The organism is Streptomyces sp. 2P-4 (assembly GCF_030167965.1).
Lineage (GTDB): Bacteria > Actinomycetota > Actinomycetes > Streptomycetales > Streptomycetaceae > Streptomyces > Streptomyces globosus_A.
In genome coordinates this window covers 2,656,256-2,682,825 of the sequence record NZ_CP095011.1, presented here as the reverse complement: position 1 = coordinate 2,682,825, position 26,570 = coordinate 2,656,256, and the positions used below count along the sequence as shown (strand labels likewise).

Sequence of the window (26,570 nt, the reverse complement as noted above, 5' to 3'; positions counted from 1 at the left end):
ACGGCGGGGCAACGCCGGGCGGTTCCGGGCGCGGCGCGCGGGCGGCGGCGCGGCGCGGGCGCAGGCGCGGGCGGGGGCGTCCCGGTGAGGGGGTGCCCCCGCCCGCGCGGGGGCGGGGCGGGGGGCCGTGTCAGGCGGTGCAGTACTGCGCTTCCTTGCCGATGGAGCGGTACATGCAGTCGGCGTTCTCCAGGAGCTGGAGGACGGCGTCGCGGTTGCGGGAGGTCTCGCGGTCGATCACCTCGTCGGGCGGGTAGAAGCCGCCGCCGCCGAAGCCGGACGGGTACATCTCGAAGGTGTAGCCGAAGATCTTCTGGCTGCCCCACAGCCAGTCGTCGATCGAGCCGTCCGTGATGTAGAGGTCGCTGGACTGCTCGGGCGTGTAGCCGTTGCTGTTCGCCATGCGGGTGCCGACGGTCTTGAAGACGGCGTGGTCGTCGGCGGTCAGGCCGGGGGCGGTGTCGTTGTACGTCCACCCGTACGGCCAGAGCACGAGCTCGCTGTAGGTGTGGAAGTCGATGGCGGCCTTGATCTGCTGCTTGCCGCCGACGACGCGGCTGCGGACGAAGTCGGAGACGGCCTTCACCTCGGGTGCCGACTCGGGGGCGGAGCCGCGGTAGGTCTCGGAGCCCTTGCTGCCGCTGGAGCCGCCGCAGCAGCCCCACTTGTAGTTCCAGTTCCGGTTCTCGTCGGTGCCGACGTAGGAGGAGCCGGAGTTCGGCTGGCGGTTCTTGCGCCAGGAGCGGTAGGAGCCGGTGGCGATGTCGTACTCGCCGCCGTCGGGGTTGAGGTCCGGGATGATCCAGATCTCGCGGCTGTCGACCATGCGGGTGACGCGGGCGTCGGTCCCGTAGGTGGAGCCGAACTCCTTGAGCAGGTAGAGCGCCATCTCGACGGTGAGGTGCTCGCGGGCGTGCTGGTGGTGTGTGAAGAGGACCTCGGGCTCGTTCTCGTCGGCGGCGACGTTGTCGCTGATCTTGATGGCGACGATGTCGCGGCCCTGGTACGACCTGCCGATCACCCGCTTGCTCATGATGGCGGGGTACTGGGCGATGCGCTGGTCGATCTCGGCGCTCATCTCGGCGTAGTTGTGGTAGCGGGAGTCCGCGGACGGGAAGTCCGCCGGGCCCGCCTGGACGCCGCGCTCGGAGCGGTCGGGCGGGCCGCCGAGGGGGGTGAGCTCGTGGCCGAGGCGGCGCAGGGCCTTCGCCTGGAGGGGGTCGGCGCTGACGACGACCGAGCGGGCGTCGACCTCGTCGATGGAAACACCCGTACGGAGCAGGGCCGTTCGCTCGGCCGGAGTCGCCGGGCCCTTGATCTCGTACTGGGTGACGGACTCGTCGAGGGTGGCGGTGGAGGGGCTGGGCGGTGGGGCCGCCGTCGCGCTCATGCCGTAGGCGGGTGCGCCGAGCGCCAGGGCGAGCAGGGCCGCCGTGACGGCGGCCCTGCGTCGTGTGTGGAGCCGCATGCGTTCTCCTGGGTGGGGAGGTGGGGGTAGCCGTGCGGACGGGCACAGCGTGCTCTTGTGGCATGTCCAGGTCAAGAACCGGAAATCGGCCAGATTCCTTCGAAGCCACCCCCACTGGTACCGCCTACGGCAGACTGTGAACCTTCGGACCCACCGCGTTGGACCAGGCGTTGCCCGCCTTGGCGTCCCAGTTCGTCGACCAGGTCATCGCCCCGCGCAGCCCCGGGTACGTCTTCGACGGCTTGAAGGTCCCGCAGTTGGTGCCCCGGGTCAGGCAGTCCAGGGCGTTGTTGACGACCGTCGGCGAGACGTAGCCGCTGCCCGCTCCGCTCGGGGAGGCCGGCACGCCGATGCCGACCTGCGAGGGGTCGAGGCCGCCCTCCAGCTGGATGCAGGCCAGCGCGGTGAGGAAGTCGACCGAGCCCTGGGAGTACACCCTGCCGTCGCAGCCGTTCATCGAGCCGCTGTTGTAGTACTGCATGTTGACGACGGTGAGGATGTCCTTGATGTTCAGCGCCGTCCGGAAGTAGCTGCCCGAGGTGGACTGCATGTCGATGGTCTGCGGGGCCATCGTGATGACGAGCGAGGGCCCGGCCTTCGCCGACAGGGCGCGCATCGCCTGGGTCATGTAGGTGGGGTTGAGGCCGTTCTCCAGGTCGATGTCGATCCCGTTGAAGCCGTACTCCCGCATCAGGGCGTAGGCGGAGTCCGCCAGGTTCGCGGCGGAGGCCGCGTCGTTCACGGTGATCGTGCCCTTCTCGCCGCCGATGGAGAGGATCACCGACTTGCCGGCCGCCTTCTTCGCGGCGATGTCGGCCTTGAACCGGTCGACGGTGTAGCCGCCGAGGCCCGCGCTGTCCAGGTTGAAGGTGATCGCGCCGGGCGTCGCCGTGGCGTCGGCGAAGGAGACGGCGATGATGTCGTACTGCGGCGACACGTCGGAGAGCCGCTGGACAGCCGCGCCGTTGTCGAAGTTCTGCCAGTAGCCCGTCAGGGCGTGCCGCGGCACCGGCGGTCCGGGGGTGCCCGGGTCGCCGCCGGTCGTCGTGCCGGTCACCGGCGCCGACTGCGGCCCCTCCCCGGCCGCGTTGTACGCGCTCACCCGGAAGGAGTACGAGGTCGAGGCGGCGAGCCCGGTGATCTGCGCGGGCGGGCCGGAGACCGTCCGCACGCGGACGCCGTCCTGGTAGACGTGGTAGCCGGCGGCCCCGCCGACCGCGTCCCACGCCAGGGTGAGGGAGTTCGCGCTCTGGCCGGAAACGGCGGCCCCCGCCGGGGCGCCCGGCAGCGACGGGCCGGGGTCCGTCGGGCCGCCGCCGTCGGGGCCGACCACGCTGAACTCGTCGACGGCGTAGCCCGGCTGGCCGTACCAGCCGTGCGCGTACACGGTGACCTGCGTGGTGTTCGGGCCGGTGGTGAAAGTGGCCGACAGGCGCTGCCAGCCGCCGCCCGACCCGGGCGTCCAGGCCGACACGTCCTGCGTGCCGGTGCCGGAGGCGCCGACGTACACGTACGAGCCCTGGACCTGCGCGGCGATCGTGTACGTCGAGTTCGGCTTGACCGTGACGGTCTGGCTGCACCGGGCGTTGTCCAGGCCCGACGGCGCCGCGCGCAGCGCGGCGGCCCCGGTGTGGGCCGGGCCGGAGGCGGTGGCGCTGCTGCCGGGGCTGCAGGTCCAGTGTGTGAGCCCGGACTCGAAGCCGCCGTTGCGGGCGACGTCGACGTCTGCGGCCCGGGCGGTGCCGGCGGACAGGGCGGTCAGGCCGCCGGCGGTGAGGGTCGCGGCGCCCAGCAGGGCGAGTGCGCGTAAGCGGTTCACGAGGACTCCGTGGGGGGAGTAGGGGAGGTGAACAGGGATGCGGAAGGGGGCGCGGGAGGCCGTGGAGCGGCGGTGGGGGGCCGGCACTTCAACTTGGTCCAGACCAATCGTGCTGTCAATGGTCTTTGCAGTGTGGCTTGAACTGATCGGCCGCCCGATCCCGGTTGTCCGGGTTTCCGGCCACCTGCGACCGGTCCGCACCGCACGGGAATTCCCAAGGCCCTGCCCCGCCAGGGGAGACGCGGATATGGTGCTGGGGCACGGGGGAAAGCAGGTCGGCCGTTTGCGGTCGCGCAGGCCGCCGCGGCCGCCGCGGCCGTTCGGGGGCACCGTCCGGCGGAAGCCGGGGGAGGCGCGGTGCACGGGGTGAACAGGGGGATGCGCATGCCGGTCGCCATTGCCGTCACCAGCGCCGATCTGGTGCTGCCGGCCCCGGACCGGCACACCCCGCCGGCCGCCGTCCTCACCCCGCCCGACCGCATCGGCCTCGAAGACGCCCTCGCCGAGACCGCCTCCCTGCTGGAGCGGCACAGCCACGTCCTGGCCGTCGTACCGCCCTGGCTGCCGGCCGCGACCGTCCGCCGGCTGCGCACCGTCCGCGCCATCCTCGAAACCGACCGGATCGCGCTCCTCGACGTCGACCTGCCCCCGCTGGGCACCGCCCTGCTGGTCCGCCAGCTGCGCCAGCTCGCCGTCTGCGACTTCAGCCCCGGCGTCGTCGCCGCGGCCGCCCGCCTGCTCTCCCACTACGTCCACACCGGAGCCGTCCTCGGCTCCGTCGCCCGGCTCGACCGGGTCGACGTCAGCCTCAAGGCGCACGCCCGCTCCTGGTCCCCCGGCGCCCAGTTCGCCGTCCTCGCCCACCCCGTACCCCACCTGGCCCGCCTCGGCCAGGCCGCCGCCGCCGGATCCGGGAGCCGCCGGGCGCACGGCGCGGGCGGCCGCGGCCGGTCCCGCAAGGCCCCGGCCGCGGCGGGCGCCCTCCCCGAGGGCATGCCGCCCGGACCGGCCTACGCCACCCAGCTGACCTTCGCCCGCGGCCAGCTCTCCTCCGACTGGGTGACCGCCGCACTCGCCCCCGCCTGGCAGGTCCAGGGCGTCATGGAGAATCCGCTCCCGGCCGACTCGCCCGCCTGGTGGGGCACGCCGAAGCTCGTCGAGTTCGCCGCCGGCATCCCCGACCTGTCCGTCCTCTACCAACTCGTCGCCTCGGTACGCCGCGAGGAGTGCCGCTGGTGCGGCCTGGAGCTCATCGGCGACCGCTGCGGCTTCTGCGCCGCCCCGCTCCACGCACCGCCGCCGCCCGCCGCGGAGGCCGCCGCCCGCCCGGGCGCCCGTACGAGCGCCCGCACCGGCACCGCACGCTGAGCGGCCGGCCGCCCCGCCGGCCCCGCCGCCCGCCGAACCGCCGCCCCACCGGCACCGCACCACCGCCCCACCGCCCCACGACCGACCGGCCCGAACGAACGAAGAACGGCGAGGTAGTACGGCACATGAACTCACGCCAGCGCCGCGGCGTCATCCTGCTGCTCCTGTCGGTCCTGTGCGCCCTGGCGGCGTTCGGCGGGGTCCTCGTGGTGATCGGCGACGTCAACTCCAAGGTCGGCGCCGAAACCACCGCCTACCGCGCCAAGGCCGACATCGCGCCCTACAGCCCGCTGACCGCCGCCCAGTTCGAGGAGGTCAGCATCCCGAGGCGCTGGCTGTCCGAGACCGCCGTCGACGACCTCGCCACCCTCAAGGACAAGATCGCCCTGACCACCCTCAGGAAGGGCTCGCTGCTCCAGAGCGACATGTTCGTCGACAAACCCCAGCTGCAACCGGGGGAGCAGGAGATCGCCATCATGATCGACGCGGCGACCGGCGTCGCCGGCAAGATCTACTCCGGCGCCAAGGTCAACATCATCGCCACCTTCAAGGGCGCCAAGGAGGGCGACCCCTCCCGCTCCGTGATCATCGTGGCCAACGCCCGCGTCCTGAACGTCGGCAAGCTCACCCCCCTCGACAAGGACGCCGACCGCCGGGGCCCCGCCGAGGCCGTCCCCATCACCTTCGCGCTGAACACCAAGGACACCCAGCGCGTCGCGTACGCCGAGTCCTTCGCGGAGCACGTACGCCTGGCCCTCGTGGCGCCCGGCACCGACTCCGCGCCCGGCGCGGCCGACCGCACCTACACCCTCGACGGGGACAAGTGAGGCCCGGATGACCACCCGAATCCTCCCCGCCGCCGGCGACGCCGACGCCGCGCGCGCCCTCTCCGCCCTCCTCGGCCAGCTCCCGGACGCCGAGCCGGCCGCACCGCTCCCCGACTCCGGCGCGCTCCTCGACACCCTGGCCCGGCTGGCCGCCGGATCGGTCGACGAGCTGCCCGAGGTCGTCCTCGTCCACGAGCGCATCGGGCCCGTCCCCGCCCTCGACCTCATCCGCGAAGTCGCCCTCCGCTTCCCCGCCGTCGGTGTCGTGCTGCTCTCCTCCGACACCGGCCCCGCCCTCTTCTCCGCCGCCATGGACTCCGGCGCGCGCGGCCTGATCGGCCTCCCGCCCTCGTACGAGGAGCTCGCCGCACGCGTCCAGGCAGCCGCCCAGTGGTCCGCGGGCGTACGCCGCCACCTGGGCCGCCCCGCCGACGCGCCGGGCGGCCCCGGCGGGCGCGTCGTCACCGTCGCCGGAGCCAAGGGCGGCGTCGGCACCACCCTCGCCGCGGTCCAGTTCGCCCTCGCCGCGGCCGCCGCCGGGCGGCGCACCGTCCTCGTCGACATGGACCTCCAGGCCGGCGACGTCGGCTCGTACCTCGACGTGCAGTTCCGCCGCTCCATCGCCGACCTCGCCGGCATCCACGACATCTCCCCGCGCGTCCTCCAGGACGCCGTCTACGACGACCGGACCGGCCTCGCCCTGCTCCTCGCACCCGCCGAGGGCGAACGCGGCGAGGAGGTCGACGACCGGGCCGCCCGGCACGTCGTCACCGCCCTGTGCGGCCGCTACGAACTCGTCGTCGTCGACTGCGGCACCCAGGTGACCGGCGCGAACGCGGCCGTGGTGGAGATGGCGGACACCGCCGCGCTCGTCACCACCCCGGACGTGGTCTCCGTACGCGCCGCCAAGCGCATGGTCCGCATGTGGGAGCGGCTCCAGGTCCGCAAGGCCGAGGACACCGTGATGGTCGTCAACCGCTGGAGCAAGCACACCGAGATCCAGCCCTCCCTCATCGAGAAGATCACCAAGACGCGGGTGGCGAAGACGCCCGTGCCCGCGGCCTTCAAGGAGCTCCAGCCGGTCGTGGACGCGGGCCGCCTCCAGGACCTCGACAACCGGTCCGCCGTCAAACAGGCCCTGTGGACCGTCGCCGGCGAACTCGGCCTGCTCGCCGCCCCCGCCGACCCGGCAGGAGCCGACGGGCCGCAGGCCGCGCTCCCCGGCCGGGACACCGCGGGCGGCGGCCGGGCCTCCGGGGCCGCCCTCGCCGTGCGCGCCGCCGGCCCCGTCGCCCGGCTGCGCCGCGGCGGCGGCGACCGCGGCTCCCTCGGGCCCTGGCCGCGCCGCGGCCGGGAGGGCTGACCGGTGGCCGCGCGCAGACCGCCCGCCGGCCGCGGGCGCGGCCCCGGTTGCGGGCGCGGCGGTCCCGGCCGCATCCGCGCCGCGGCAGGCGACCGCGGGCAGGTCGCCGTCGAGTTCGCCGGGATGGTCCCGATGATCCTGCTGCTCGTCGCGGCGGTCTGGGAGTGCGTCCTCATCGGGTACGCCTTCTCCCTCGCCGGGAACGCGGCGGACGAGGCGGCCCGCGCGGGCGCCGTCAAGGGCGGCGCCGCGTGCGCGGCCGCCGCCGGCGAGCACATCGGCAGCGCCTGGGGCATGACAGCCGACTGCCGTGCGGAGGGCCGCCTGTACAAGGCGACCGTCAAGCTCGAAATCCCGGTGCTCCACCCGTCGCTGAGCTTCGGGTCCATCACCGGCGAGGCCGGCGCGGTGCGGGAGAAGGAGGACTAGATGCCCCGACCCCGACCCCGACCCGGGTTCCCACTCCGGCCCCCCCGGCCCGGCGACCGCGGGCAGGTCGCCCTGGAGTACATCGGGTTCATCCCGATCCTGCTGTTCGTCGCCCTGTGCGCGATCCAGCTCGGCTGGGTGGCGTACGTCCACGAGCAGGCCGACACCGCGGCGCGGACCGCCGCCCGCGCCGAGGCCCGCGAGCCCGGCACCGGGACCGCCGCCGGGGCGGCCGCCGTCCGGTCCGGGCTCGAACCGCGCGTCCAGGTCGCCGCCGACGCCGACGCCGTGACCGCCACCGTCACCATCCCGATCACGTCCCTCGTGCCCGGCCTGTCCCTCGACGACGCCCGGGCGACGGCCGTGATGCCCAACGACGACCCGGAGGTCGGACCATGAGCCTGCGTTCCCGGGTCGCCACACCCGACGACCGGCACGGCCCCCGCGAGGACGGCCTGCTGGTCTCCTCCTACCGCGCCAAGCTGCTGGAGGAGATCGACCTCGCCGAGATGTCCGCCCTCGCCCCCGCCGAGCGGCGGGGCCGGCTGGAGCGCGTCCTCGGCCACATCATCAGCCGCGAGGGGCCCGTCCTCTCCACCGCCGAACGGGCCCAGCTCATCCGCCGCGTCGTGGACGAGGCCCTCGGCCTCGGCGTCCTCGAACCGCTCCTGGAGGACCCGTCGATCTCCGAGATCATGGTCAACGGCCCCGACCAGATCTTCGTGGAGCGCGCCGGGCGGGTCGAGCAGCTCCCGCTCCGCTTCGCCTCGCACGAGCAGCTCATGCAGACCATCGAGCGCATCGTCTCCACCGTCAACCGGCGCGTGGACGAGGCCAACCCGATGGTCGACGCCCGCCTGCCCAGCGGGGAGCGCGTCAACGTCATCATCCCGCCGCTCTCCCTCACCGGCGCGACGCTGACCATCCGCCGCTTCCCGCGGGCCTTCACCCTGCACGAGATGATCTCCCTCGGCTCCCTCGACGAGCAGATGCTGATGCTGCTCGCCGGGCTGGTCCAGTCGAAGATGAACGTGATCGTCTCCGGCGCGACCGGCACCGGGAAGACCACCCTCCTCAACGCCCTCTCCGGCCTCATCCCGGACGGCGAGCGGATCATCACCATCGAGGACTCCGCCGAACTCCAGCTCCAGCAGGCACACGTCATCCGCCTGGAGTCCCGGCCCCCGAACGTCGAGGGCAAGGGCCAGATCACCATCCGCGACCTCGTACGCAACTCCCTGCGCATGCGCCCCGACCGCATCATCGTCGGCGAGGTCCGCGGCGGCGAGACCCTCGACATGCTCCAGGCCATGTCCACCGGCCACGACGGATCCCTCGCCACCGTCCACGCCAACAGCGCCGAGGACGCCCTCATGCGCCTGCAGACCCTCGCCTCCATGTCCGAGGTCGAGGTCCCCTTCGAGGCCCTCCAGGACCAGATCAACAGCGCCGTCGACATCGTCGTCCAGCTCACCCGCTTCGGCGACGGCTCCCGCCGCGTCACCGAGATCGCCGTCCTCGACTCGCACGGCCGCGAACCCTTCCGCATCACCACCGTCTGCCGCTTCGCGGCCCGGCCGATGGGCGCCGACGGCCGCGTCCACGGCTGGTTCGAGTACCACCCCCTGCCGCGCCGCGTCGCGGACCGCCTCTACATGAACAACCAGCCGATCCCGCAGGCCTTCGGCGTCGCCACGTCGGACGACCAGCTCGCCACCCGGACAGCCCTGTGAACCCACTCATCGCCGTCACGCTCGGCACCACCCTGCTGGCCTGCGTCCTCGTCATCGCGGGCGTCCACGTCTACCTCGCCGGCCGGGCCCAGCGCGCCGCCCTCATCGCCCGCCTCGCCTCCGACGGCGCCCCCGTGCCGGCCGGACGCCGCCGCCGCTTCCCCGGCGTCGACCGCCGACTGCGCGGGACGGCTCTCGGGCGGCGCATCGAGCGCAAGCTGGCCGTCACCGGCCTCGACCTCACCCCCGGCGAGTTCTTCGTCTACATGCTGATGTCCGTCGCCGGGATCTGGCTCCTCGCGGCGAGCTTGCTCGCCCCCTTCTTCGGCCCCGTCGCAGGCCTCGTCGGCCTGTGGGCGGCGGGCGCCTTCCTCGACTGGCAGCGCGCCCGGCGCACCGAGCGGTTCATCAACCAGCTTCCCGAACTCGCCCGCATCCTCGCCAACGCCACCCAGGCCGGACTCGCCCTGCGCACCGCCATCGCCATGGCCGCGGAGGAGCTCGAAGCGCCCGCCGGGGAGGAGCTGGCCCGCGTCGCCGACCGCCTCGCCGTCGGCCACTCCATCGAGGAGTCCCTCGGCGAGATCGCCGAACGGCTTCCCTCCCGCGAGCTCGTCGTCCTCGTCTCCACCCTGGTCCTCTCGGCCCGGGCCGGCGGCGCGCTCGTCGGCTCGCTGCGGAACCTGACGGTCACCCTGGAGCAGCGCAAGGAGACGCGGCGCGAGATCCGCACCCAGCTCTCCCAGGTCACCGTCACCGCCTACCTGGTCCCCGCGATCGGCCTGGGCTCCCTGCTGCTGGTGAACCTGATGATGCCCGGCGCACTGGACCGGATGACCGGCGCGTTCCTCGGCCAGAGCGCCGTGCTCGTCGCACTCGGCCTGTTCACCCTCGGGTTCGTGCTGATCCGCCGCCTATCGAAGATCGACGTGTGAGGGGGAGCGAGCCGACGTGACCGCCCTGCTGCTGGCCCTGGCCCTCGGAGCCTCCGTCCTCGGGATCTTCCACGGCATCCGGCTCTACCGGGCCGAGACGAAACTCCCGTCCGACCTGGCGCTCGCCCTGGAGGTCGGCGCCACCCGCACCACCGCCGTCGGCTCCGCCGTCGACCGGCTGGGCATCCGCTGGGCGCCGCTCGTGCTGCGCCTGATGGGGCCCGCCCGCGTGGCACGCAAACGCCGCCAGATCGACATGGCGGGCAACCCCGCCGGCCTCACCATCGACCGCTACGCGGCCCGCCGCGCCGTCTACGGCTTCCTCGGCGCCGTCGGCGCGTTCGCGATGCTGCTGAACGGGCAGCTCGTACCCGCGCTGCTGATGGTCGCCTTCGGCCTGTTCTGGATCGAGGCCGGACTGTGGTCGGCGATGCGGATGCGCCGCGACCACATCGAGCGGACCCTGCCCGACTTCCTCGACGTCCTCGCCGTCGTCGTCAGCGCCGGCCTCGGCTTCCGGCAGGCCCTGGAACGCGTCGCGGAGAAGTACGACGGCCCCTGGTCGGACGAGATCCGCATCACCCTCCAGCAGATGGACATGGGCGTCAGCCGCCGCCAGGCCTTCGACGAACTGCGCCGCCGCAACGACTCCGAACAGGTCGCCCAGTTCGTCACCGCCCTCCAGCAGGGCGAGGAACTCGGCTCCCCGATCGTGGACACCCTGATCGCCATCGCCGAGGACATGCGCCGCACCGACGCCCAGAACGCCCGCCGCCGCGCCGCCCGCGCCGTCCCCAAGGCCACCTTCGCGGTGACCATGTTCATGCTGCCCGGGACGCTGATCCTGCTCGTGTGCGGGTTCGTGTACGGGGCCGACGTCGACTTCGGCGCGCTGCTCGGAGGCGGCTGATGGCAGCGCTGAGCGTCCTCATCGCCGACGGCAACCCCGTCGTCCGCGCCGGCCTCGCCGCCCTCCTCAGCGCGGCGGGCGGCTTCGAGATCACCGCCGAGGCCGCCGACGGCCGCGAAGCCCTCAGCCTCACCCGCCGCCACGCCCCGGACGTCGTCCTGCTCGACGTCCGCATGCCCGGAGTCGACGGCATCTCGGCCCTCCCGCACCTGGTGCGGCTGGCGCCGGTGCTGATGCTGACGTACAGCTGCGAGGCCGAAATCATCCGGGAAACGCTCCTGCTGGGCGCCGGCGGCTACCTGGTGCACGGCGAATTCACGGCGGACGACCTGGTCCGGGCGGTCCGCGACGTCCGCGAGGGCCGCGCCCACTTCACGCCGACGGCCGCCGACGCGCTCCTCGCAGAACTCCGCGCCTCTTCGCAACCGCAACGAACTGTGGCACAGTTTCCGGAGCGGCTGCACAACTCTGTTCTGTTCGGGCTGAGTTCGCGGGAGGCGGAGATCATGGACCTGATCGCGTCCGGAATGAGCAACCAGCAGATCGCGGCCGCGTGCTTCATCAGCGAGAAGACGGTCAAGAACCACATCAACCGCATCTTCGCCAAGCTCCACAGCACCACCCGCAGCGAGGCGATAGCCCGCTGGCTGGGAACCGCCCGCCCGGGGGTGACGGGACGTGGCTAGACACCGCGCACAGTGGGTCCGCAATTGGGCCCCGGGACCCTTGGTGACGAACCGTAACGCGCCGTACGGTCCGCAGACCGACAGCGCCACCGGACCGGGAGGGACCCCTCATGATGCAGAGCACCCTGGCGCGGATGCGGAAGCGGTACACCACGCCCCGAACCCGCGACCGCGGCCAGACGGCCTTCGAGTACCTGGGAATCATCCTCGTGGTGGTGGTCATCATCGGCGCGATCGTGGGCACGGGCATCGGGCAGGACATCACCAACAAGATCAAGTCGCAGGTTGCAGGGATCACGGCGGGCAAGTGATCGCTTGGGGGCGTCGTGACCGTGGGCAGGCCTTCCCCATCTACATCGTGGTGATCACAGGGATGCTCTTCGCTTCCCTGGCCTTCTTCGTCGTGGGCAGGGGTGGGGTTGCCCGCAGCAATGCCCAGGGTGCGGCTGATGCTGCTGCACTTGCTGCCGCGGGCGAGGCGAGGGACCGCGTGTTCCTGGGCCTCGACTTATCCGGCCTGACGTTGGAGGGCTGGAGACAAGTCGCCCACGGGGATCTGCTCACGGGGCGCGGGGCTTGCGAGGAGGCGGTCGCTTTCGCTGCGCGGAACGGTGCCCGTGCGGACTGTCAAGCAGAGATCCCGCTCGTCACGGTCACCGCCACGACGGACGAAGCCATCGGTCAGTCGGTCGTTCCAGGTACGGAGGCCATGAGGGGCAAGGCAACAGCCAAGGCGCTCATCAAACCCCAATGCGAGTTGCGCTCCGCCCCGCAGCCAGCACCGACCTTGACGACACCCGGACCGACGCCCAGTCCAGGCCCCTCGCAGGGCGCGGGAAGCGTCAGCTTCATGTGCGACGGAAAGCTGCTCACCGTGGACCTCGCGAAACCGGGGTCGCTGACCCAACTGGCAAGGCGCCTCTTCACCGTGCGACTGGTCGACTGACAACGGACAACAGAGAAGGAAGCTGCAGGATGAGCATTCGGTACAGGGTGACGGTCCGCGGGGGAGCAGCCATCGCGGTTGCGGCGCTCTCCGCCCTGACGCTGGCCGGATGCGGGGGCAAGGGTGACGGCTCCGAGGGGGATCCCAAAGCGTCGGCCGCGCAGCCTCAGCCCGGCAGCTCACAAGGCAGTGCTCCCTCGGCCGCTGCCGACCCGGCGCAAGTCATCGCCACGGCGAACGGTGAGGGGGGTATGGTGCTTGCCATCAATTCGGCAATCCGTGAGTCCGGCGGCTTTCTGACCGTGAGCGGCCAACTGAAGAACACTGGCAACACTGCCTTCGTCAACACGACGGCGTGGCGGGGGAACGAACTCACAGCGAGCGGGACCTCTGTGGCCGGAGTGTCTCTCACTGACAAGGTCGGCAAGAAGCGGTATTACGTGCTTCGGGACACCGACGGACGGTGCCTCTGTACTACCGGGGTGTCCACCATCGAGGCCGGTCAGACGGTGCCGTTCTTCGCGCAGTTCCCGGCTCCGCCGGCCAGCACGACCGAGGTCGAGTTCAACCTCCCGACGTTCGCCTCGGCGACGATCAAGATTTCCGGGTGACCCCATGACGACACGCCACCGCGTCGCCGCGTCAGCAGCCCTGATCGGCATGCTCATGGCCGGATTCCAAGCCGCCGGCATCGGCGTCGGCACGGCCGCCGCCGACGACGTCAAGCCGTCCGTCCCGCCCGGCACGGAGCCCTCCGCCGCGGCCCCCGTCCCCATCGACTCCCAGGCCCCCGGCCTGAAGATCCCCCAGGGCGGGACGCTCGCGCCCGTCAAGGTGCTCGACATCGCCGAGGTCGTCGAGGACCTCGGCGGCGAGCAGCGCCGCCAGGAGACCAACCAGACCGTCATGATGGCCCTCCAGTCGGAGGTCCTCTTCCCCGAGAACAGCGCCGTCTTCAACGCGGCCGCCGCCGCCCGGATACAGGCCATCGCGCAGGAGATCAACACCCAGAAGGCCGTCCGCATCCGCGTCTTCGGCTTCACCGACGACCAGGGCAGTTACGAGCACGGCCAGGTGCTGTCCAAGCAGCGTGCGGACGCCGTGCAGGCCGAGCTGGCGAAGACGGTCACCGTCCCCGGCGTGGTCTACGACGTCCGCGGCTACAGCGAGGACTACCCGATCGCGGACAACAGCACGGAGGAAGGCCGCAAGAAGAACCGCCGGGTCGAGATCACCTTCCCCCGCAGCACCGGCTCCGGCGCCGTCACCGGCGGTTAGCCGGCACGGCCGTCCGCCGCCCGCAGGAGGGCCGCGGCGGTGGCAGCCGCGCGGCGGGCGGGTTCGGGGCCGGGAGCGAGGGCGGCCACCGCCGTCGCGCCCTCGACCAGGATCAGGAGCTGCTCGGTCAGCTCCCCGCGGTCCGGCCCTGGCGGGAGGGCGTCCGCCAGCAGCGCTCGCAGTTCCGCCTTGTGGCGGCGTACGGGGTTCAGGACCGCGGCCGGGCCGCCCGCGCCGAGTTCGCCGTACGCGTTCAGGAACGCGCACCCGCGGAACCCCGGCTCCGAGAACCATGCGGCCAGCCAGTCGAAGACGGCGGCCACCGGATCGGCGGGGGCCGCCGTGACCGCCGCCCGCAGGCTGCCGGTCCAGCGCCGGTCGCGCCGCTCCAGGTAGCCGGCGACCAGTGCCTCCTTCGCGGGGAACAGCCTGTAGAGCCGCTTCAGCGGTACCCCGGACTCCGCGCGGATGCGGTCCATGCCGACGGCCTGGATGCCCTCTGCGTAGAACAGCGCCTCCGCCGCGTCGAGCAGCCGGGTGCGGGCCTCTTCGTCGTCCATGGCGGCAGCGTAACCCAGTCCCCCTTGCGCTGAGAACGATCGTTCTCTAGCGTTGCGCCTGACTGAGAACGACCGTTCTCAGCTTTGTGTGCGCCCCTGCCCCGCGCCGGCGGCCTTCCGCTGCTGCGCCCTTGCCGAGAGGTGACCGCCGTGACCGACGCCGTCCGCCCGCCCCTGCCGCCCTTCACCGAGGAGTCCGCGCGCGCAAAGGTGCAGGCCGCCGAGGACGCCTGGAACAGCCGCGACCCCGAGCGGGTCGCCCTCGCCTATACGGAGGACTCCGTCTGGCGCAACCGCGACCGTTTCCTCACCGGCCGCGCCGAGATCCGCGCCTTCCTCGCGGACAAGTGGAGTCGAGAGCTCGACTACCGGCTCCGCAAGGAGCTGTGGGCGTACACGGGCAACCGGATCTCCGTCCGCTTCGAGTACGAGTGGCACGACGCCGACGGCCGCTGGTGGCGCAGCCACGGCAACGAGCAGTGGGAGTTCGACGCCAACGGCCTGATGTCCCGCCGCGAGGCCAGCATCAACGACGTCCCGATCCGCGAGGCGGACCGGCGCCTGCACTGAGTGCGCCTCGACAGGGGAGGGCGCGGGAGGGTGCGGGGGCATGCCGCAGAAGGTCGGCACATCCTCTGCGCCGAATTCACCCGAGTGGCGCAATGACGTTCTCGCCGGGCGGCCGATGTACGCCGAACGGGCGACGGTGGTCTCATCACCTGGAAGCGCGGTGACCTGCGCCCGGTGACCGGAGACCTCCACCGGAGTTCAGAGGTGCCCGATGAAACCGAACTCTTTCGCAACAGCGGCTGCACTCGCCTGCGGTCTGATCATGATGGGTCCGGCGTCGCCGCCCGCCTTCGGGCAGGGGGATCCGGCCCTTGGCCCCGTGGCCGGCACGGCCGGCACCGCCGGTGCCGTCCAGGCCAGGGGCGAGACCTGCCCGTCCTCCGACCCTCCGCCCGGTACGGGCTCGCAGATCAACGACGCCGATGCCGCTGCGATCGTCCGGGCCCACAACGACGCGCGCCGCGACGCCGCCCGGAAGTACAACCCCGGCCTCACCGCGACCCCCGTGGTCTGGGACGCCAAGGTCGCCTGCGACGCGCAGGCATGGGCCGACGATCCCGCCTCGAGCGCGGGCGGCGGGCTCCACCACAGCAGCCGCGCCACCAACGGCAACCAGGGGGAGAACCTGCTCAACTCCTCGCCGGGGCCGGCACGCCCCCTGGTTGCCTTCGACCCGTCGGTCTCCTTCAGCTGGATGGCGGAGAAGCCCGCGTTCGACGCCGACAACAACGCCCCGGTCAACAGCGGCGCGGCCGCCGGAACCAACTACAAGGCGTGGGGGCACTACTCGCAGATCGTGTGGATGAACCCGGCGTCGCCCACCACCAAGGTCGGCTGCGGGGTGAAGGAAGGCGTGCCGGTGGGGGACAGCGGCGCAACCGGCTGGATCCTGGTCTGCCGGTACCTCGCGGCAGGCAACATCGGCGGGCAGCAGGCCATCCCACCCGGCGGTGCCCCGGTCCCGCCGCCCCAGCAGCCGTCCACCGCCTTCTCCGGAGCGCGTCCGGCGATGGCGAAGCAGAACGACAACCTGTTGACCGCGCTCGCGGTGGACAGGGAGGGCTTTCTGAATGTGGCGTGGGTGGTGGGTACGCAGCCGTGGCATGCGCCGGTGCGGTTCGGTCCGGCGGTCTTCCCGCCGGGTGCGCCGGTGGCGATGGCGAAGCAGAACGACAACCTGTTGACCGCGCTCGCGGTGGACAGGGAGGGCTTTCTGAATGTGGCGTGGGTGGTGGGTACGCAGCCGTGGCATGCGCCGGTGCGGTTCGGTCCGGCGGTCTTCCCGCCGGGTGCGCCGGTGGCGATGGCGAAGCAGAACGACAACCTGTTGACCGCGCTCGCGGTGGACAGGGAGGGCTTTCTGAATGTGGCGTGGGTGGTGGGTACGCAGCCGTGGCACGCCCCGGTGCGGTTCGGCCCGGCGGTCTTCCCGCCCGGAGCCCCCGTCGCCATGGCGAACCAGGCGCGCGATCTGCTGACCGCGCTCGCCGTGGACAAGCAGGGCGCGCTGAACGTGGCCTGGGTGGTGGGTACGCAGCCGTGGCATGCGCCGGTGCGGTTCGGTCCGGCGGTCTTCCCGCCGGGTGCGCCGGTGGCGATGGCGAAGCAGAACGACAACCTGTTGACCGCGCTCGCGGTGGACAGGGAGGGCTTTCTGAATGTGGCGTGGGTGGTGGGTACGCAGCCGTGGCATGCGCCGGTGCGGTTCGGTCCGGCGGTCTTCCCGCCCGGTGCGCCGGTGGCCATGGCCAAGCAGCAGCCCAGCCTGCTGACCGCACTGGCGGTGGACGAGCAGGGCGCGCTGAATGTGGCGTGGGTGGTGGGTACGCAGCCGTGGCACGCCCCGGTGCGGTTCGGCCCGGCGGTCTTCCCGCCCGGAGCCCCCGTCGCCATGGCGAACCAGGCGCGCGATCTGCTGACCGCGCTCGCCGTGGACAAGCAGGGCGCGCTGAACGTGGCCTGGGTGGTCGGTACGCAGCCCTGGCACGCCCCGGTGCGCTTCGGTCCGGCGGTCTTCCCGGCATCGCCGTAGTACGCACCGTGGGCCGTACCGGTTCGCGCTCGCTTGCCGTCCCAGAGTGCCGGGGGCTGCGGCCAGTGCCCGGGTCGGCCGGATCCCGGTACGTACCGCGGCGCCGGCCTGCGGGCGGCTTCCCACAGGCCGGCGCCGCCCGAGCTGGCGGCCGAGCCCGCGGCTACGCCACCGTACGGCCCGTCAGGACGCGTGGTGGGCGCGGGTGATGAGGTCCGTGGCGACCTCCAGGGCCGCGACCCGGGTCTCCTCCGGGTCGCCCTCCACGTGCTGGAGGAACATCATCCCCGCGTGCAGGGTGAAGAGGGCGCTGACGCAGCGGACCTGGTCCGTCAGCGGGCCGTCGTCGTTGCGGAGCAGCTCGACCAGGGTGAACAGGCGGCGCTTGACCGTCTCGCCGATGCTCAGCTCCCGCATCGTCGCCTGGTTCTCCTGCATGAAGCGGTACAGCTGCGCGCCCGCCGCCATGGCCTCGCTGTAGCGGCGCAGCACCTCCCGCTTGGTCTCCAGGGTGCGCGGCTGCTGCTGCGCCCACTCGATCAGCTCGTCGATCGGGCGGGTGACGTCGTCGAAGACGCTGATGATGATGTCTTCCTTGGTCTTGAAGTGGTAGTACAGCGCCGCCTTCGTGACCTCCAGCCGCTCCGCGATCTCACGCAGCGACGTCTTCTCGTACCCCTGCTCGGCGAAGAGCTCCAGCGCGACGTCCTGGATGCGCTGGCGGGTGTTGCCTCGACGCCCCTGCGGACTGCTGCTGGACATGCCTCTCCCCACACTGCTTGCTTGACGCCCGGCTAGTGGCGGGCTTACCTTCCCCAGTGTAGTGAACTAGCCGGTCGGCAGGTAAGTACACCGCGTGCACGCAGGAGCGGGCCGCGCGGGACTGCCGTCCGGCAACCGGCATGCAACGGGGAGCGGATCATGGTCGACAATGCCACAGAGGCCGGGGCGGCGGCGGAGGGGGTGAAGCCGCGCAGCGTCCGGGTCGTCCTCATGGCGCTGATGATCGCCATGCTGCTGGCCATGCTCGACAACATGATCATCGGCACGGCGATGCCGACGATCGTCGGCGAGCTCGGCGGCCTGGAGCACCTGTCGTGGGTGGTCACCGCCTACACGCTGGCCACCGCCGCCTCCACCCCCATCTGGGGCAAGCTCGGCGACATGTACGGGCGCAAGGGCTCCTTCCTCGCCTCCATCGTGATCTTCCTGATCGGCTCCGCGCTCAGCGGCATGGCCCAGGACATGGGCCAGCTGATCGGCTTCCGCGCCGTCCAGGGCCTGGGCGCCGGCGGCCTGATGGTCGGCGTCATGGCGATCATCGGCGACCTGATCCCGCCCCGCGACCGCGGCAAGTACCAGGGCATGATGGCCGGCGTGATGGCCCTCGCCATGATCGGCGGCCCGCTGGTCGGCGGCACCATCACCGACCACATGGGCTGGCGCTGGTCCTTCTACATCAACCTGCCGCTCGGGGCCGTCGCGCTCGCCATGGTCACCGCCGTCCTGCACCTGCCGAAGAAGAAGGCCCAGGGCAGGATCGACTACCTGGGTGCGGCCCTGCTGACCGTCGCCATCACCTCCACCGTCCTCGTCACCACCTGGGGCGGCACCGAGTACGCCTGGGGCTCGGCCGAGATCGTCGGCCTGATCGCCGTCGGAGCGGTCTCCACGGCCGCGTTCCTGTTCGCCGAGACCAGGGCCGCCGAGCCCGTCATGCCGCTGCACATCTTCCGCAGCCGCAACTTCGCGCTCATGTCGGTGATCGGCTTCCTCGTCGGCTTCGCCATGTTCGGCGCCGTCCTCTACCTGCCGCTCTTCCAGCAGTCCGTGCAGGGGGCCTCCGCCACCAACTCCGGCCTGCTGCTCCTGCCCATGCTCCTGTCGATGATGGCCGTCTCGCTGATCGCGGGGCGCGTCACCACCAACAGCGGCAGGTACAAGGTGTTCCCCATCGCGGGCGGCGCCCTCATGGTCGCCGGGCTGTACCTGCTGGCGCAGATGGACACCGGCACCGGCCGCCTCCTCTCCGGCGTGTACATGGCCATCCTCGGCGCGGGCCTCGGCTTCCTCATGCAGATCACCATGCTGGTGGCGCAGAACAGCGTCGAGATGAAGGACATGGGCGTCGCCTCCTCGACGGCCACCCTCTTCCGCACCCTCGGCGGCTCGTTCGGCGTCGCACTCATGGGCTCCCTCTTCACCGGCCGGGTCACCGACGCGATGACCGAACGCCTCGGCCCCGAGGCCGCCGGCGCGGTCGGCTCCGCGCAGCTCGACGCGGCAAGCCTGGCGAAGCTGCCGGAGGCGGTGCGCGAGGCGTACCAGTACGCGGTCGCCGCCGGCACGCACTCCGCGTTCCTGCTCGGCGCGTTCGTCGCCGTACTGGGCTTCGCCGCGGCCTGGTTCGTCAAGGAGGTCCCGCTGCGCGGCTCCGGCCCCGCTCCGGCCGCCGATCCCGCGGGCGGCGCCCCCGGGTCGGCCCCCGCCGCGGCCCCGCAGGCGCCCGTCGCCCGCTGACCGGCCGCCGCCCGGCAGCCCGTACGACCCCGGCCCCGGCCCCCGCGGACCCCCGAGCGGGCCGGGGCCCTGCCGCAGGCGCCCCCTTCCCTCCGGCCCCGGCCGCCCCGCGGGGCGACAGGACTTTATTTCGTACGATCAAGGACCAAGGTCCTCTACCAGGCCTTTTGGGGCCATTGGTGGGAACCCCTCGCACGGGCGTGCACGTCCTGACCCACAGAAGGGCCGACGGGAACGCCGATCGGGGAGGGGACGCCTCATGGGCCTCAGGGAATTCACGGCACGAGCACGCCGGACGGGCGTGCGCACGCGGGTGGCCGTCGCGGCATCGGTCACGGCCGCGGCGATGACGGTGTGGGGGGTGGCCGCCTTCGCCGGCCCGGACCCCGCCGGCCCGGCCGGCACCGCCGAGGACGGCGCCAAGGGCGCTGCCGAAGACGGCGCCAAGGGCGGGCCCAAGGGCCCCGAGACCCCCGTACAGCGCATACCCGAGGACATAGCCCACGCCTCGGAAGGCGGCGCCGGCGCCGTCAACCTCACCATCGACGACGGCCCCGACCCCCGGTGGACCCCCCGCATCCTCGCCGTCCTGGAGCAGCACGGCGCCAAGGCCGTCTTCTGCATGGTCGGCCCCCGGGCCAAGGCCCACCCCGACCTCGTCAAGAAGGTCGTCGCCGGAGGCCACCGGCTCTGCAACCACGCCATGGACCACGACACGGCCATGGACCGCAAGCCCGTCGCCTACCAGGAGCAGCAGATCCTCGACGCGCAGAAGCTCATCGAGGAGGCGGCCGGCGAAGGCGCCCGCGTCGAGTACTACCGCGCCCCCGGCGGCGCGTTCACCCCCGACAGCCGGCGCATCGCCGCCGCAGCCGGAATGCGCCCCCTCGGCTGGAACGTCGACACCAAGGACTTCCGGAAGCCCGGAGCCCCCGCCATCGTCGGCACCGTCAAACGGGAGCTGGGCAACGGCCCGACCATCCTGCTCCACGACGGCGGCGGCGACCGCCGGCAGACCGTGGAGGCCCTCGGCCAGATCCTCGACTGGCTGGAGCAGCAGGGCCGCCCCACCGGCTTCCCCGTCCGCACCGCCCCCGACACGCCCTGACCCACCGGACCCTGACACACGCGGCCCCCTGACACGCCGCCGGGCGGCGAACGGGTGAGGATCGGCGGCGGCCGCGCCCGCCGGGTGTTCCCTGATCCTGCGCACACCCGTGCGCCCGCCCGACCAGGAGGTCCCCCGTGGCCATCGCGCCCGCCAAGCTGTCCGATCCCGTCGTCAGCGCCTTCGTCGCCGCCGTCAACGCACACGACAGGGACGCCTTCCTCGCCCTCCTCACCCCCGACGCAACCATGTCCGACGACGGCACCGACCGCGACCTGCACGAGTGGATCGACCGCGAGATCTTCGACTCCGGCGGCCACATGGACGTCCAGTCCGAGTCCGACGGCGGCCGCCGGCTCGTCGCCGACTACCGCAACGACACCTGGGGCGAGATGCGCACCGCCTGGCGCTTCACCGTCCAGGGCGACCGCATCAGCCGCTTCGAGACCGGCCAGGCGTAGCACGTCCCCGCCCGCGGCTCCGCCCCCGCGGGCGCGCGGACGGCGCCGCGGGCGTGCGGGCTCCCGTACGGGTGAAAGGGCGGCGGGCGTCGTTCCGGGCCGCCGCGGGGCCCCGTTGGACCGGGCATGAAGCGCACCCGTACCGCCGCCCTCACCGTCGCCGCCGCCGCGGCGGCCCTCGCGCCGCTCCTCGGCCAGGCCGCCACCGCCGCGCAGGGCACCTACCTCCAGGACCCGGCCGGCGCCGACAAGGCGATGAAGTCCCTGTGGACCAAGGACGAGATGCACAAGGTGGAGGCGCAGCTGCGCTTCTACCCCGGCATCCGGTACAAGACGGTGCCGCGCCCCGGCCACCCCGCCGCCCCCGACCACGAGCGGCGGACCGGCGACCCCAAGACCCTGGCGTGGGAGCCGGAGTTCGACTTCGGCTGGGCGGTGTCGGACTCGCTGCTGGTCAAGAAGGCCGTGACGACCAAGGACGGCCGGCACCCGATCGTGCTGCACGCCACCGTGCGCTCCGCTTCCCGCGGGACGGCCGTCGAGGTGCACCGGGAGCTCGCCGACCGGCCGGCGACGGGCCGCGAGAAGGTGCCCGGCGGCAAGCGGATCGCCTGCGACACCGGCGAGTACACGGTGGAGTGGTCCGTCACCCGGACCGGCTACGGGACCCTCCGGGGCTCCATGCCGTGGAACTCCAGCTGCGAGAACCACCGGACGGCGTTCTCGGCGGAGCACCGCGGGCACTGAGGGCGGGCCGCCGCCGGGGCGGCGGTCAGTTCCTCTTCCTGGCCTGGTACGTCTTCGCGGCGATCTCCTCCAGCACCGCCTTGGGGTCGCGGCCCGGCTCGACGGCCCGGCCTATGTTCCGCTTGATGGTGTCGCTGACCTCCACCCAGGCCGGGTCGTTCACCGGGTACAGCTGGGCGCCCCTCAGGGCCGTCAGGAACTGCTGGTCGTTGTCGTCGATCGCGCCGGCCGGGGTCCGCGTCGCCGACACCGTCGACGGCAGCAGGTGGTAGCGGCCCGCGAACTCCGACAGGTTCCTGTCCTGGTAGAGGAACTCCAGGAACCTGCCGATCGCGTCCCGCTTGCCGTTCTGCCGGAACGCCATGATCCAGTCGGCGACGCCCATGGTCGGCGGGGTCGCCCCGGAGGCCAGCGAGTCGGAGACCGGCATGGCGACGGCCCCGACGCCGATGCCCCGGGCGCGGGCCTCGTGGGCGAGCGAGGGGTAGCCGTTGAGCATGCCGACCTCGCCCCGCAGGAACGCGGCGAAGGCGTCCGCCCGGTTGAGCCCGGCCGGCGCCACCGGGCCCGTCAGGCCGGGGCCCACCAGGTTGTCCTGGATCCAGCGGAACGTCTCGATGTTCCGGTCCGAGGCCAGGCTGTAGTTGCCGGCGCTGTCGGAGTAGCCGCCGCCGTTGCTCAGCTCCCAGATCATCGCCTCGGCGTGCGCCTCCTCCGGGCCGAGCGGCATGGCGTACGGGAACTTCACGCCCTTGCTCTTCAGCGCCTTCGCCGCGTTCCTCAGCTCCGACCAGGTCTTCGGGGCGGCCGGCGCCCCCGAGGCGGTCGTCAGGCCCGCCTGCCTGAACAGGGCCTCGTTGTAGAAGAGCAGCCGGCTGCTCGCCACCCACGGCAGGCCGTACAGGGTGTTCCCGATCGAGCCGGCCTCGGCGAGCGGCGCGAGGAAGTTCGCCTCTGAGGCCACGGGGAGGATTTCGTCCGCGGAATACAGCCGGCCGTCCGCCGCGAAATCCGAATAGGAGCCCATGAGGGCGATGTCCGGCGCCTTTCCCTCCTTCACCATCCGCGACACCTCGCGGTCGACATCCGCCCACGGGAGAAGCCGAACCTCCACCGCGCTGCCGGGATGTGCGGCGGTGAACTCCTTCGCCACCCGGTCCCAGAAGGGCCTTGAGCTGGTGGCCTTGTCCCCGCCGTATTCCGCGGCGACCAGGCGGATCGTGCCGCTGTCGGAGCCGGCGCCGGATCCGCATCCGGCGAGCGGGGCCAGGAGTCCGAGCACGACTGCTGCCGCGCCCGCGCCGAAAGTTCTTCGTTGCACCGGTGTTCTTCCCTGAATTCTTCCGAGTTCCGTCGCTGCTTGCGGGGGCTCCGGACCGGGGTGTCCGCCGGTGGCCCGACGGCCGGAATTCTGCCCCGAGCCGGGCGGATTGGCCCCATGGGGGCGGAACTTGTGTCCATTGCTCCAAGCGCGGCTTTTACGGCTCGTATATTCCGCTGGCGGCCCGATTGTCCGGACGCGCGTAGAAATGTGGAAAGCCCGTTTCCGGCCGGTGCGGCCGGAAACGGGCTTCGGGTGCTGCGGGGGAGCGGATCAGGCCGCCGACGCCGGGGGCGCCGCGGGCCGCGCGGTCAGGGGCCGAACTCGCCGGCGTACGGGTCGGGGTCGCCGGTCTCCGGATTGCGGCCCTCCTGCCAGCGGCGCTGCGCCTTGCGCCAGTGGACGAAGCTCAGGTGCCCGCCGTCCCAGAAGGTCAGCCCGACGGGGCTCACGTCGAACTCGTCCGAGCACAGCCGGTAGAGGAACTCGGCCATCCCGTACGGGTACACCGCGAACGGCTCCGCGGTGTGCCGGCCGACGACCAGGACGGGCCACCGGTCCGGATCCGGGTCGCAGGCCAGCCAGCACAGGATGTCCGAACCGCCCGTGACCCCCCAGGCGATGATCGTGGCCGGGTCGGCGTCCAGCGCGGCCCGGCCGCCCGCGTCCCGCCACAACTGCCGGGCGTTCCCGGTCTCCTCGGCCATGCCCGGCGGGTCCCACTGCGGGCCGTGCTGGGGCAGCGGCGGCAGGATGCTCGCCTCGCCGTTGATGGAGCCCGCGCCGAAACGGCCCATGAACGCCACGAAATCCGCGGGGAAGCGGGTGTTCCAGAGGGCCTCCGCGGCCCGCCAGTCGATGTCCTCGTCGGCGCCGTGCGTCGCCGGCATGATCTGCTCCAGCGCCTTCACGCGCACGTTCTCCGTCATGCCGCTCCCCTGACACCCCAGCCCAACCGCCCCAACCTACCGCCGGCCGAGGCCGCGTCCCACCCCGGGCCGGGCGTCCGCGGGGGCGGCTACCCGGGCGCGGCAGGCCCCGGCTGCACCACCGCCACCCGCGTGCCGACCGCCAGCCCCCAGGCCGCCATGGCGCCCGCCTCCGCCTCCAGGACGTGCCGGGAGCGCAGCCGCGGCAGCCCCAGCCGGCCCGGCGCCATCGAGGCCAGTGCGAGCACCCGCAGGTCCCGGTCCAGGTAGGCCACGTCGATCGCGAACCGCATCCCGAAGGTGTGCACACTGCCCGCAGGGGTCAGGAGCAGCCCGCCCGCGATCCCGTCGCGGCCCAGCAGCCCGCGCGTCCGGGCCCGCCAGGACGCCGCCACCTCCAGCGGCACCCGCACGCCCCCGGCGCCGATCCGCAGCTCCGCCCCGCCGTCCGCCCACTGCCGCCCGCCCGCCATGCCGCCACAGTAGACCGGCCCGCCGGGCCGCCGGTTGGGTCCACGGGCCCATGCCCGGCGCGGGAGGCGGGGCCTACCTTCGGGCGGGTGGGCGTGGTCGTGATCATCGTTGCCGCCGGGTACGGGGCGGCCGCCGGGTGGCTGCTGCCGCGCGCCGCGTACCGGCTCTCCGTCGAGCCCGGCGCCTCCTGGCGCACCCACTGCCCGCAGGGGCACCCGCTGCGCGGGCGGCTCGGCCCCGCCCGCTGCCCCGGCCGCCCCGCCGGATCCGCCGCCGCGGGGGAGTGCGGGCTGCGCTACGGGGCGCGCAGCGGGACCACCGCGCTGGTCGCGGGCGGCGTCTGCGCCGCGCTCGCCGCCGCGGCCGGCCCGCGGCCGGAGGCCGCCGTCTTCGCGGGGCTGGCGCCCGTCCTCGTCCTGCTGGCCCTCGTCGACCTCGCCGTGCACCGGCTGCCCGACCTGCTGACCCTGCCGCTCGCCGCGGCCGCCGCGGCCGGGCTGGGAGCCGCCGCCCTCGCGCCGGGCGCCGCCGGCTCCTGGCGGCTCGCCCTGCTGGGCGGGGCCGCGCTGGGGGCGGCGTACCTGCTGCTGTTCCTGATCAACCCGGCCGGGATGGGCTTCGGGGACGTCAAGCTGGCGCTCGCCCTGGGCATCGCTCTTGGGTGGTACGGGTGGGGGGTATGGCTCTTCGGAGCCTTCCTGGGCTTCCTCTACGGCGCCCTGTACGGCCTCTTCCTGGTCCTGCGCAGCCCGAACGGGCGGAAGCAGGCCTTCCCCTTCGGGCCCTTCATGGCGGCCGGAGCCCTCACCGGATTGCTGCTGGGCGGTTTCGGAGCGTAATCGTCGGGCGCCGATGCACGCATCACGCTTTACGAAGGGTTATGGTGGAACCCCCTCGGGCCGGTCCGTATCCCCCCCACGGACCGGCCCGTTTTCCTTTTCCGGCCCCGCGACCGCCCCCCGCCGGAAAAGTGCAGGTCAGCCGCGCTGGGCCCAGATGTTCGTACCGGGCGTGGAGACCGCGAAGGAGTCGATCTCCGCCAGCTCCTCCCGCGTCAGAGGCGCACCGGCCAGCGCGGCCACGTTCTCCTCCAGCTGCCGGACGCTCGACGCGCCGATCAGCGCCGAGGTCATCCGCTCGTCCCGCAGCACCCACGTCAGCGCCAGCTGCGCCAGCGACTGCCCGCGCCGGTCCGCGATGCCCGCCAGGCCCTGCAGCCGCCGCAGCACGTCCTCCGAGAGCAGGCCCGGGTCGAGGGACTTGCCCTGCGAGGCGCGCGAGCCCTCCGGGATGCCCTGGAGGTACTTGCCCGTCAGGAGGCCCTGGGCGAGCGGCGCGAAGGCGATGCAGCCCATCCCCGCCGCCTCCAGGGTGTCGAGCAGGCCGTCCTCCTCCGTCCAGCGGTTGATCATGGAGTACGAGGGCTGGTGGATCAGCGCCGGCACGCCCATGCCGCGCAGGATCCGCGCCGCCTCCGCCGTCTGCTCCGCGGTGTAGGAGGAGACGCCGGCGTACAGCGCCTTGCCCTGGTGCACCGCGGACGCCAGGGCGCCCATGGTCTCCTCCAGCGGCGTCTGCGGATCGAAGCGGTGGGAGTAGAAGATGTCGACGTGGTCGGTGCCCATCCGCTTCAGCGAGGCGTCCAGCGAGTTCAGCAGGTACTTGCGGCTGCCCCACTCGCCGTACGGGCCGGGGTGCATGTAGTAGCCGGCCTTGGTCGAGATGACCAGCTCGTCCCGGTAGGGGGCGAAGTCCTGGGAAAGGATCTTGCCGAAGTTCAGTTCGGCCGAGCCGGGCGGCGGGCCGTAGTTGTTCGCCAGGTCGAAGTGGGTCACCCCGAGGTCGAAGGCCCGGCGGAGGATCGCCCGCTGGGTCTCCAGGGACTTGTCGTCGCCGAAGTTGTGCCAGAGGCCGAGGGAGATCGCGGGGAGCTTGAGGCCGCTGCGGCCCGTGCGCCGGTACTCCATGGCGTCGTAGCGCGTCGGCTCTGCCCGATAGGGATTGGTATCAGTCACGATGTCCTCCCTATCACGGACCTGTGACAGACCGAGTTGGGTACCCGATCCCGCCGCGCAGTAATGTGGCG

28 protein-coding genes are annotated in these 26,570 nt (G+C 72.6%); 20 read left to right on the top strand and 8 right to left on the bottom strand.

Annotated elements, in window-relative coordinates; all coding sequences use genetic code 11:
• Positions 1-130: 130 nt before the first annotated feature.
• The gene (locus tag MUK52_RS11315; protein ID WP_114053925.1) at positions 131-1,468 is read right to left on the bottom strand and encodes a M14 family metallopeptidase; all 1,338 of its coding nucleotides are present in this window, start codon (positions 1,466-1,468) and stop codon (positions 131-133) included.
• Between the two features lie 124 nt (positions 1,469-1,592).
• Positions 1,593-3,287: a chitinase gene (locus MUK52_RS11310; protein ID WP_284575850.1), complete on the bottom strand. Its 1,695-nt coding sequence runs from the start codon at positions 3,285-3,287 to the stop codon at positions 1,593-1,595.
• A 384-nt stretch (positions 3,288-3,671) separates the two neighbouring features.
• On the opposite strand from MUK52_RS11310, the gene MUK52_RS11305 reads away from it, so the two are divergent.
• The 13 genes from MUK52_RS11305 (at position 3,672) to MUK52_RS11245 (ending at position 13,762) form a co-directional block, all read left to right on the top strand.
• On the top strand, positions 3,672-4,655 hold the full coding sequence (locus MUK52_RS11305; RefSeq protein ID WP_114058441.1) for a hypothetical protein: 984 nt from the start codon (positions 3,672-3,674) through the stop codon (positions 4,653-4,655).
• 125 nt (positions 4,656-4,780) lie between these two features.
• Entirely contained in the window at positions 4,781-5,482 is a 702-nt protein-coding gene (gene cpaB / locus MUK52_RS11300) for a Flp pilus assembly protein CpaB (RefSeq protein WP_114053927.1), read from the top strand.
• Positions 5,483-5,489: 7 nt separating this feature from the next.
• Positions 5,490-6,845 carry a CpaE/TadZ family protein gene (locus MUK52_RS11295; RefSeq protein ID WP_284575848.1) on the top strand — a complete coding sequence of 452 codons (1,356 nt, stop codon included), beginning with the start codon at positions 5,490-5,492 and terminating at the stop codon, positions 6,843-6,845.
• A 3-nt stretch (positions 6,846-6,848) separates the two neighbouring features.
• The gene (locus MUK52_RS11290; protein ID WP_246042313.1) at positions 6,849-7,274 is read left to right on the top strand and encodes a TadE/TadG family type IV pilus assembly protein; all 426 of its coding nucleotides are present in this window, start codon (positions 6,849-6,851) and stop codon (positions 7,272-7,274) included.
• The gene (locus tag MUK52_RS11285; RefSeq protein ID WP_284575847.1) at positions 7,275-7,673 is read left to right on the top strand and encodes a TadE/TadG family type IV pilus assembly protein; all 399 of its coding nucleotides are present in this window, start codon (positions 7,275-7,277) and stop codon (positions 7,671-7,673) included. It begins immediately after the preceding gene.
• Positions 7,670-9,007: a TadA family conjugal transfer-associated ATPase gene (locus tag MUK52_RS11280; RefSeq protein WP_114053930.1), complete on the top strand. Its 1,338-nt coding sequence runs from the start codon at positions 7,670-7,672 to the stop codon at positions 9,005-9,007. Before MUK52_RS11285 ends, MUK52_RS11280 begins: the two co-directional genes overlap by 4 nt.
• A complete protein-coding gene (locus tag MUK52_RS11275; RefSeq protein ID WP_114053931.1) occupies positions 9,004-9,942 on the top strand; it encodes a type II secretion system F family protein in 939 nt (312 codons plus the stop codon). The genes MUK52_RS11280 and MUK52_RS11275 overlap by 4 nt, the downstream gene beginning before the upstream one ends.
• 16 nt (positions 9,943-9,958) lie before the next feature.
• Positions 9,959-10,852, top strand: a complete 894-nt coding sequence (locus MUK52_RS11270; protein ID WP_114053932.1) for a DUF5936 domain-containing protein — start codon at positions 9,959-9,961, stop codon at positions 10,850-10,852.
• Positions 10,852-11,538, top strand: a complete 687-nt coding sequence (locus tag MUK52_RS11265; protein ID WP_284575846.1) for a LuxR C-terminal-related transcriptional regulator — start codon at positions 10,852-10,854, stop codon at positions 11,536-11,538. Before MUK52_RS11270 ends, MUK52_RS11265 begins: the two co-directional genes overlap by 1 nt.
• Before the next feature lie 110 nt (positions 11,539-11,648).
• Positions 11,649-11,849 carry a hypothetical protein gene (locus MUK52_RS11260; RefSeq protein ID WP_284575845.1) on the top strand — a complete coding sequence of 67 codons (201 nt, stop codon included), beginning with the start codon at positions 11,649-11,651 and terminating at the stop codon, positions 11,847-11,849.
• Positions 11,846-12,484 (top strand): pilus assembly protein TadG-related protein, encoded by a 639-nt coding sequence (locus MUK52_RS11255; RefSeq protein WP_284575844.1) that lies wholly within the window; start codon positions 11,846-11,848, stop codon positions 12,482-12,484. Before MUK52_RS11260 ends, MUK52_RS11255 begins: the two co-directional genes overlap by 4 nt.
• A gap of 29 nt (positions 12,485-12,513) precedes the next feature.
• Positions 12,514-13,095, top strand: coding sequence for a hypothetical protein (locus MUK52_RS11250; RefSeq protein ID WP_284575843.1), 582 nt, complete (start codon positions 12,514-12,516; stop codon positions 13,093-13,095).
• A 4-nt stretch (positions 13,096-13,099) separates the two neighbouring features.
• Complete coding sequence (locus MUK52_RS11245) at positions 13,100-13,762, top strand: OmpA family protein (RefSeq protein WP_284575842.1); 663 nt, start codon at positions 13,100-13,102, stop codon at positions 13,760-13,762.
• Here the strand turns inward: MUK52_RS11245 and MUK52_RS11240 are convergent.
• On the bottom strand, positions 13,759-14,322 hold the full coding sequence (locus MUK52_RS11240) for a TetR/AcrR family transcriptional regulator (RefSeq protein WP_284575841.1): 564 nt from the start codon (positions 14,320-14,322) through the stop codon (positions 13,759-13,761). The two genes, MUK52_RS11245 and MUK52_RS11240, sit on opposite strands and share 4 nt — an antisense overlap.
• A 150-nt stretch (positions 14,323-14,472) precedes the next feature.
• On the opposite strand from MUK52_RS11240, the gene MUK52_RS11235 reads away from it, so the two are divergent.
• The gene (locus MUK52_RS11235) at positions 14,473-14,892 is read left to right on the top strand and encodes a nuclear transport factor 2 family protein (protein ID WP_284575840.1); all 420 of its coding nucleotides are present in this window, start codon (positions 14,473-14,475) and stop codon (positions 14,890-14,892) included.
• A gap of 211 nt (positions 14,893-15,103) precedes the next feature.
• Complete coding sequence (locus tag MUK52_RS11230; protein ID WP_284575839.1) at positions 15,104-16,924, top strand: CAP domain-containing protein; 1,821 nt, start codon at positions 15,104-15,106, stop codon at positions 16,922-16,924.
• 183 nt (positions 16,925-17,107) lie between these two features.
• On the opposite strand, the gene MUK52_RS11225 is transcribed toward MUK52_RS11230, so the two are convergent.
• Positions 17,108-17,686, bottom strand: a complete 579-nt coding sequence (locus MUK52_RS11225) for a TetR/AcrR family transcriptional regulator (protein ID WP_114053940.1) — start codon at positions 17,684-17,686, stop codon at positions 17,108-17,110.
• Positions 17,687-17,845: 159 nt separating this feature from the next.
• Between MUK52_RS11225 and MUK52_RS11220 the strand changes: the two genes are divergently transcribed.
• The 4 genes from MUK52_RS11220 (at position 17,846) to MUK52_RS11205 (ending at position 21,760) form a co-directional block, all read left to right on the top strand.
• The gene (locus tag MUK52_RS11220) at positions 17,846-19,444 is read left to right on the top strand and encodes an MDR family MFS transporter (RefSeq protein ID WP_284575838.1); all 1,599 of its coding nucleotides are present in this window, start codon (positions 17,846-17,848) and stop codon (positions 19,442-19,444) included.
• A gap of 259 nt (positions 19,445-19,703) precedes the next feature.
• Positions 19,704-20,552 (top strand): polysaccharide deacetylase family protein, encoded by an 849-nt coding sequence (locus MUK52_RS11215; RefSeq protein WP_284575837.1) that lies wholly within the window; start codon positions 19,704-19,706, stop codon positions 20,550-20,552.
• Between the two features lie 137 nt (positions 20,553-20,689).
• Positions 20,690-21,013 carry a nuclear transport factor 2-like protein gene (locus MUK52_RS11210; RefSeq protein ID WP_125545552.1) on the top strand — a complete coding sequence of 108 codons (324 nt, stop codon included), beginning with the start codon at positions 20,690-20,692 and terminating at the stop codon, positions 21,011-21,013.
• Between the two features lie 126 nt (positions 21,014-21,139).
• Complete coding sequence (locus MUK52_RS11205; RefSeq protein WP_114053943.1) at positions 21,140-21,760, top strand: hypothetical protein; 621 nt, start codon at positions 21,140-21,142, stop codon at positions 21,758-21,760.
• A gap of 25 nt (positions 21,761-21,785) precedes the next feature.
• Here MUK52_RS11205 and MUK52_RS11200 read toward each other — a convergent pair whose 3' ends face one another.
• The 3 genes from MUK52_RS11200 to MUK52_RS11190 all read right to left on the bottom strand — a co-directional run bounded on the left by MUK52_RS11200 (position 21,786) and on the right by MUK52_RS11190 (position 24,483).
• Entirely contained in the window at positions 21,786-23,081 is a 1,296-nt protein-coding gene (locus MUK52_RS11200) for an extracellular solute-binding protein (RefSeq protein ID WP_284575834.1), read from the bottom strand.
• Positions 23,082-23,392: 311 nt separating this feature from the next.
• Positions 23,393-24,010 carry an SMI1/KNR4 family protein gene (locus MUK52_RS11195; RefSeq protein WP_284575832.1) on the bottom strand — a complete coding sequence of 206 codons (618 nt, stop codon included), beginning with the start codon at positions 24,008-24,010 and terminating at the stop codon, positions 23,393-23,395.
• An 89-nt stretch (positions 24,011-24,099) separates the two neighbouring features.
• Positions 24,100-24,483: a DUF192 domain-containing protein gene (locus tag MUK52_RS11190; protein ID WP_284575830.1), complete on the bottom strand. Its 384-nt coding sequence runs from the start codon at positions 24,481-24,483 to the stop codon at positions 24,100-24,102.
• Positions 24,484-24,570: 87 nt separating this feature from the next.
• On the opposite strand from MUK52_RS11190, the gene MUK52_RS11185 reads away from it, so the two are divergent.
• Positions 24,571-25,323, top strand: a complete 753-nt coding sequence (locus MUK52_RS11185; RefSeq protein WP_284575828.1) for a prepilin peptidase — start codon at positions 24,571-24,573, stop codon at positions 25,321-25,323.
• A 138-nt stretch (positions 25,324-25,461) separates the two neighbouring features.
• Here MUK52_RS11185 and mgrA read toward each other — a convergent pair whose 3' ends face one another.
• Complete coding sequence (gene mgrA, locus MUK52_RS11180; protein ID WP_114053948.1) at positions 25,462-26,499, bottom strand: L-glyceraldehyde 3-phosphate reductase; 1,038 nt, start codon at positions 26,497-26,499, stop codon at positions 25,462-25,464.
• Positions 26,500-26,570: the final 71 nt, after the last annotated feature.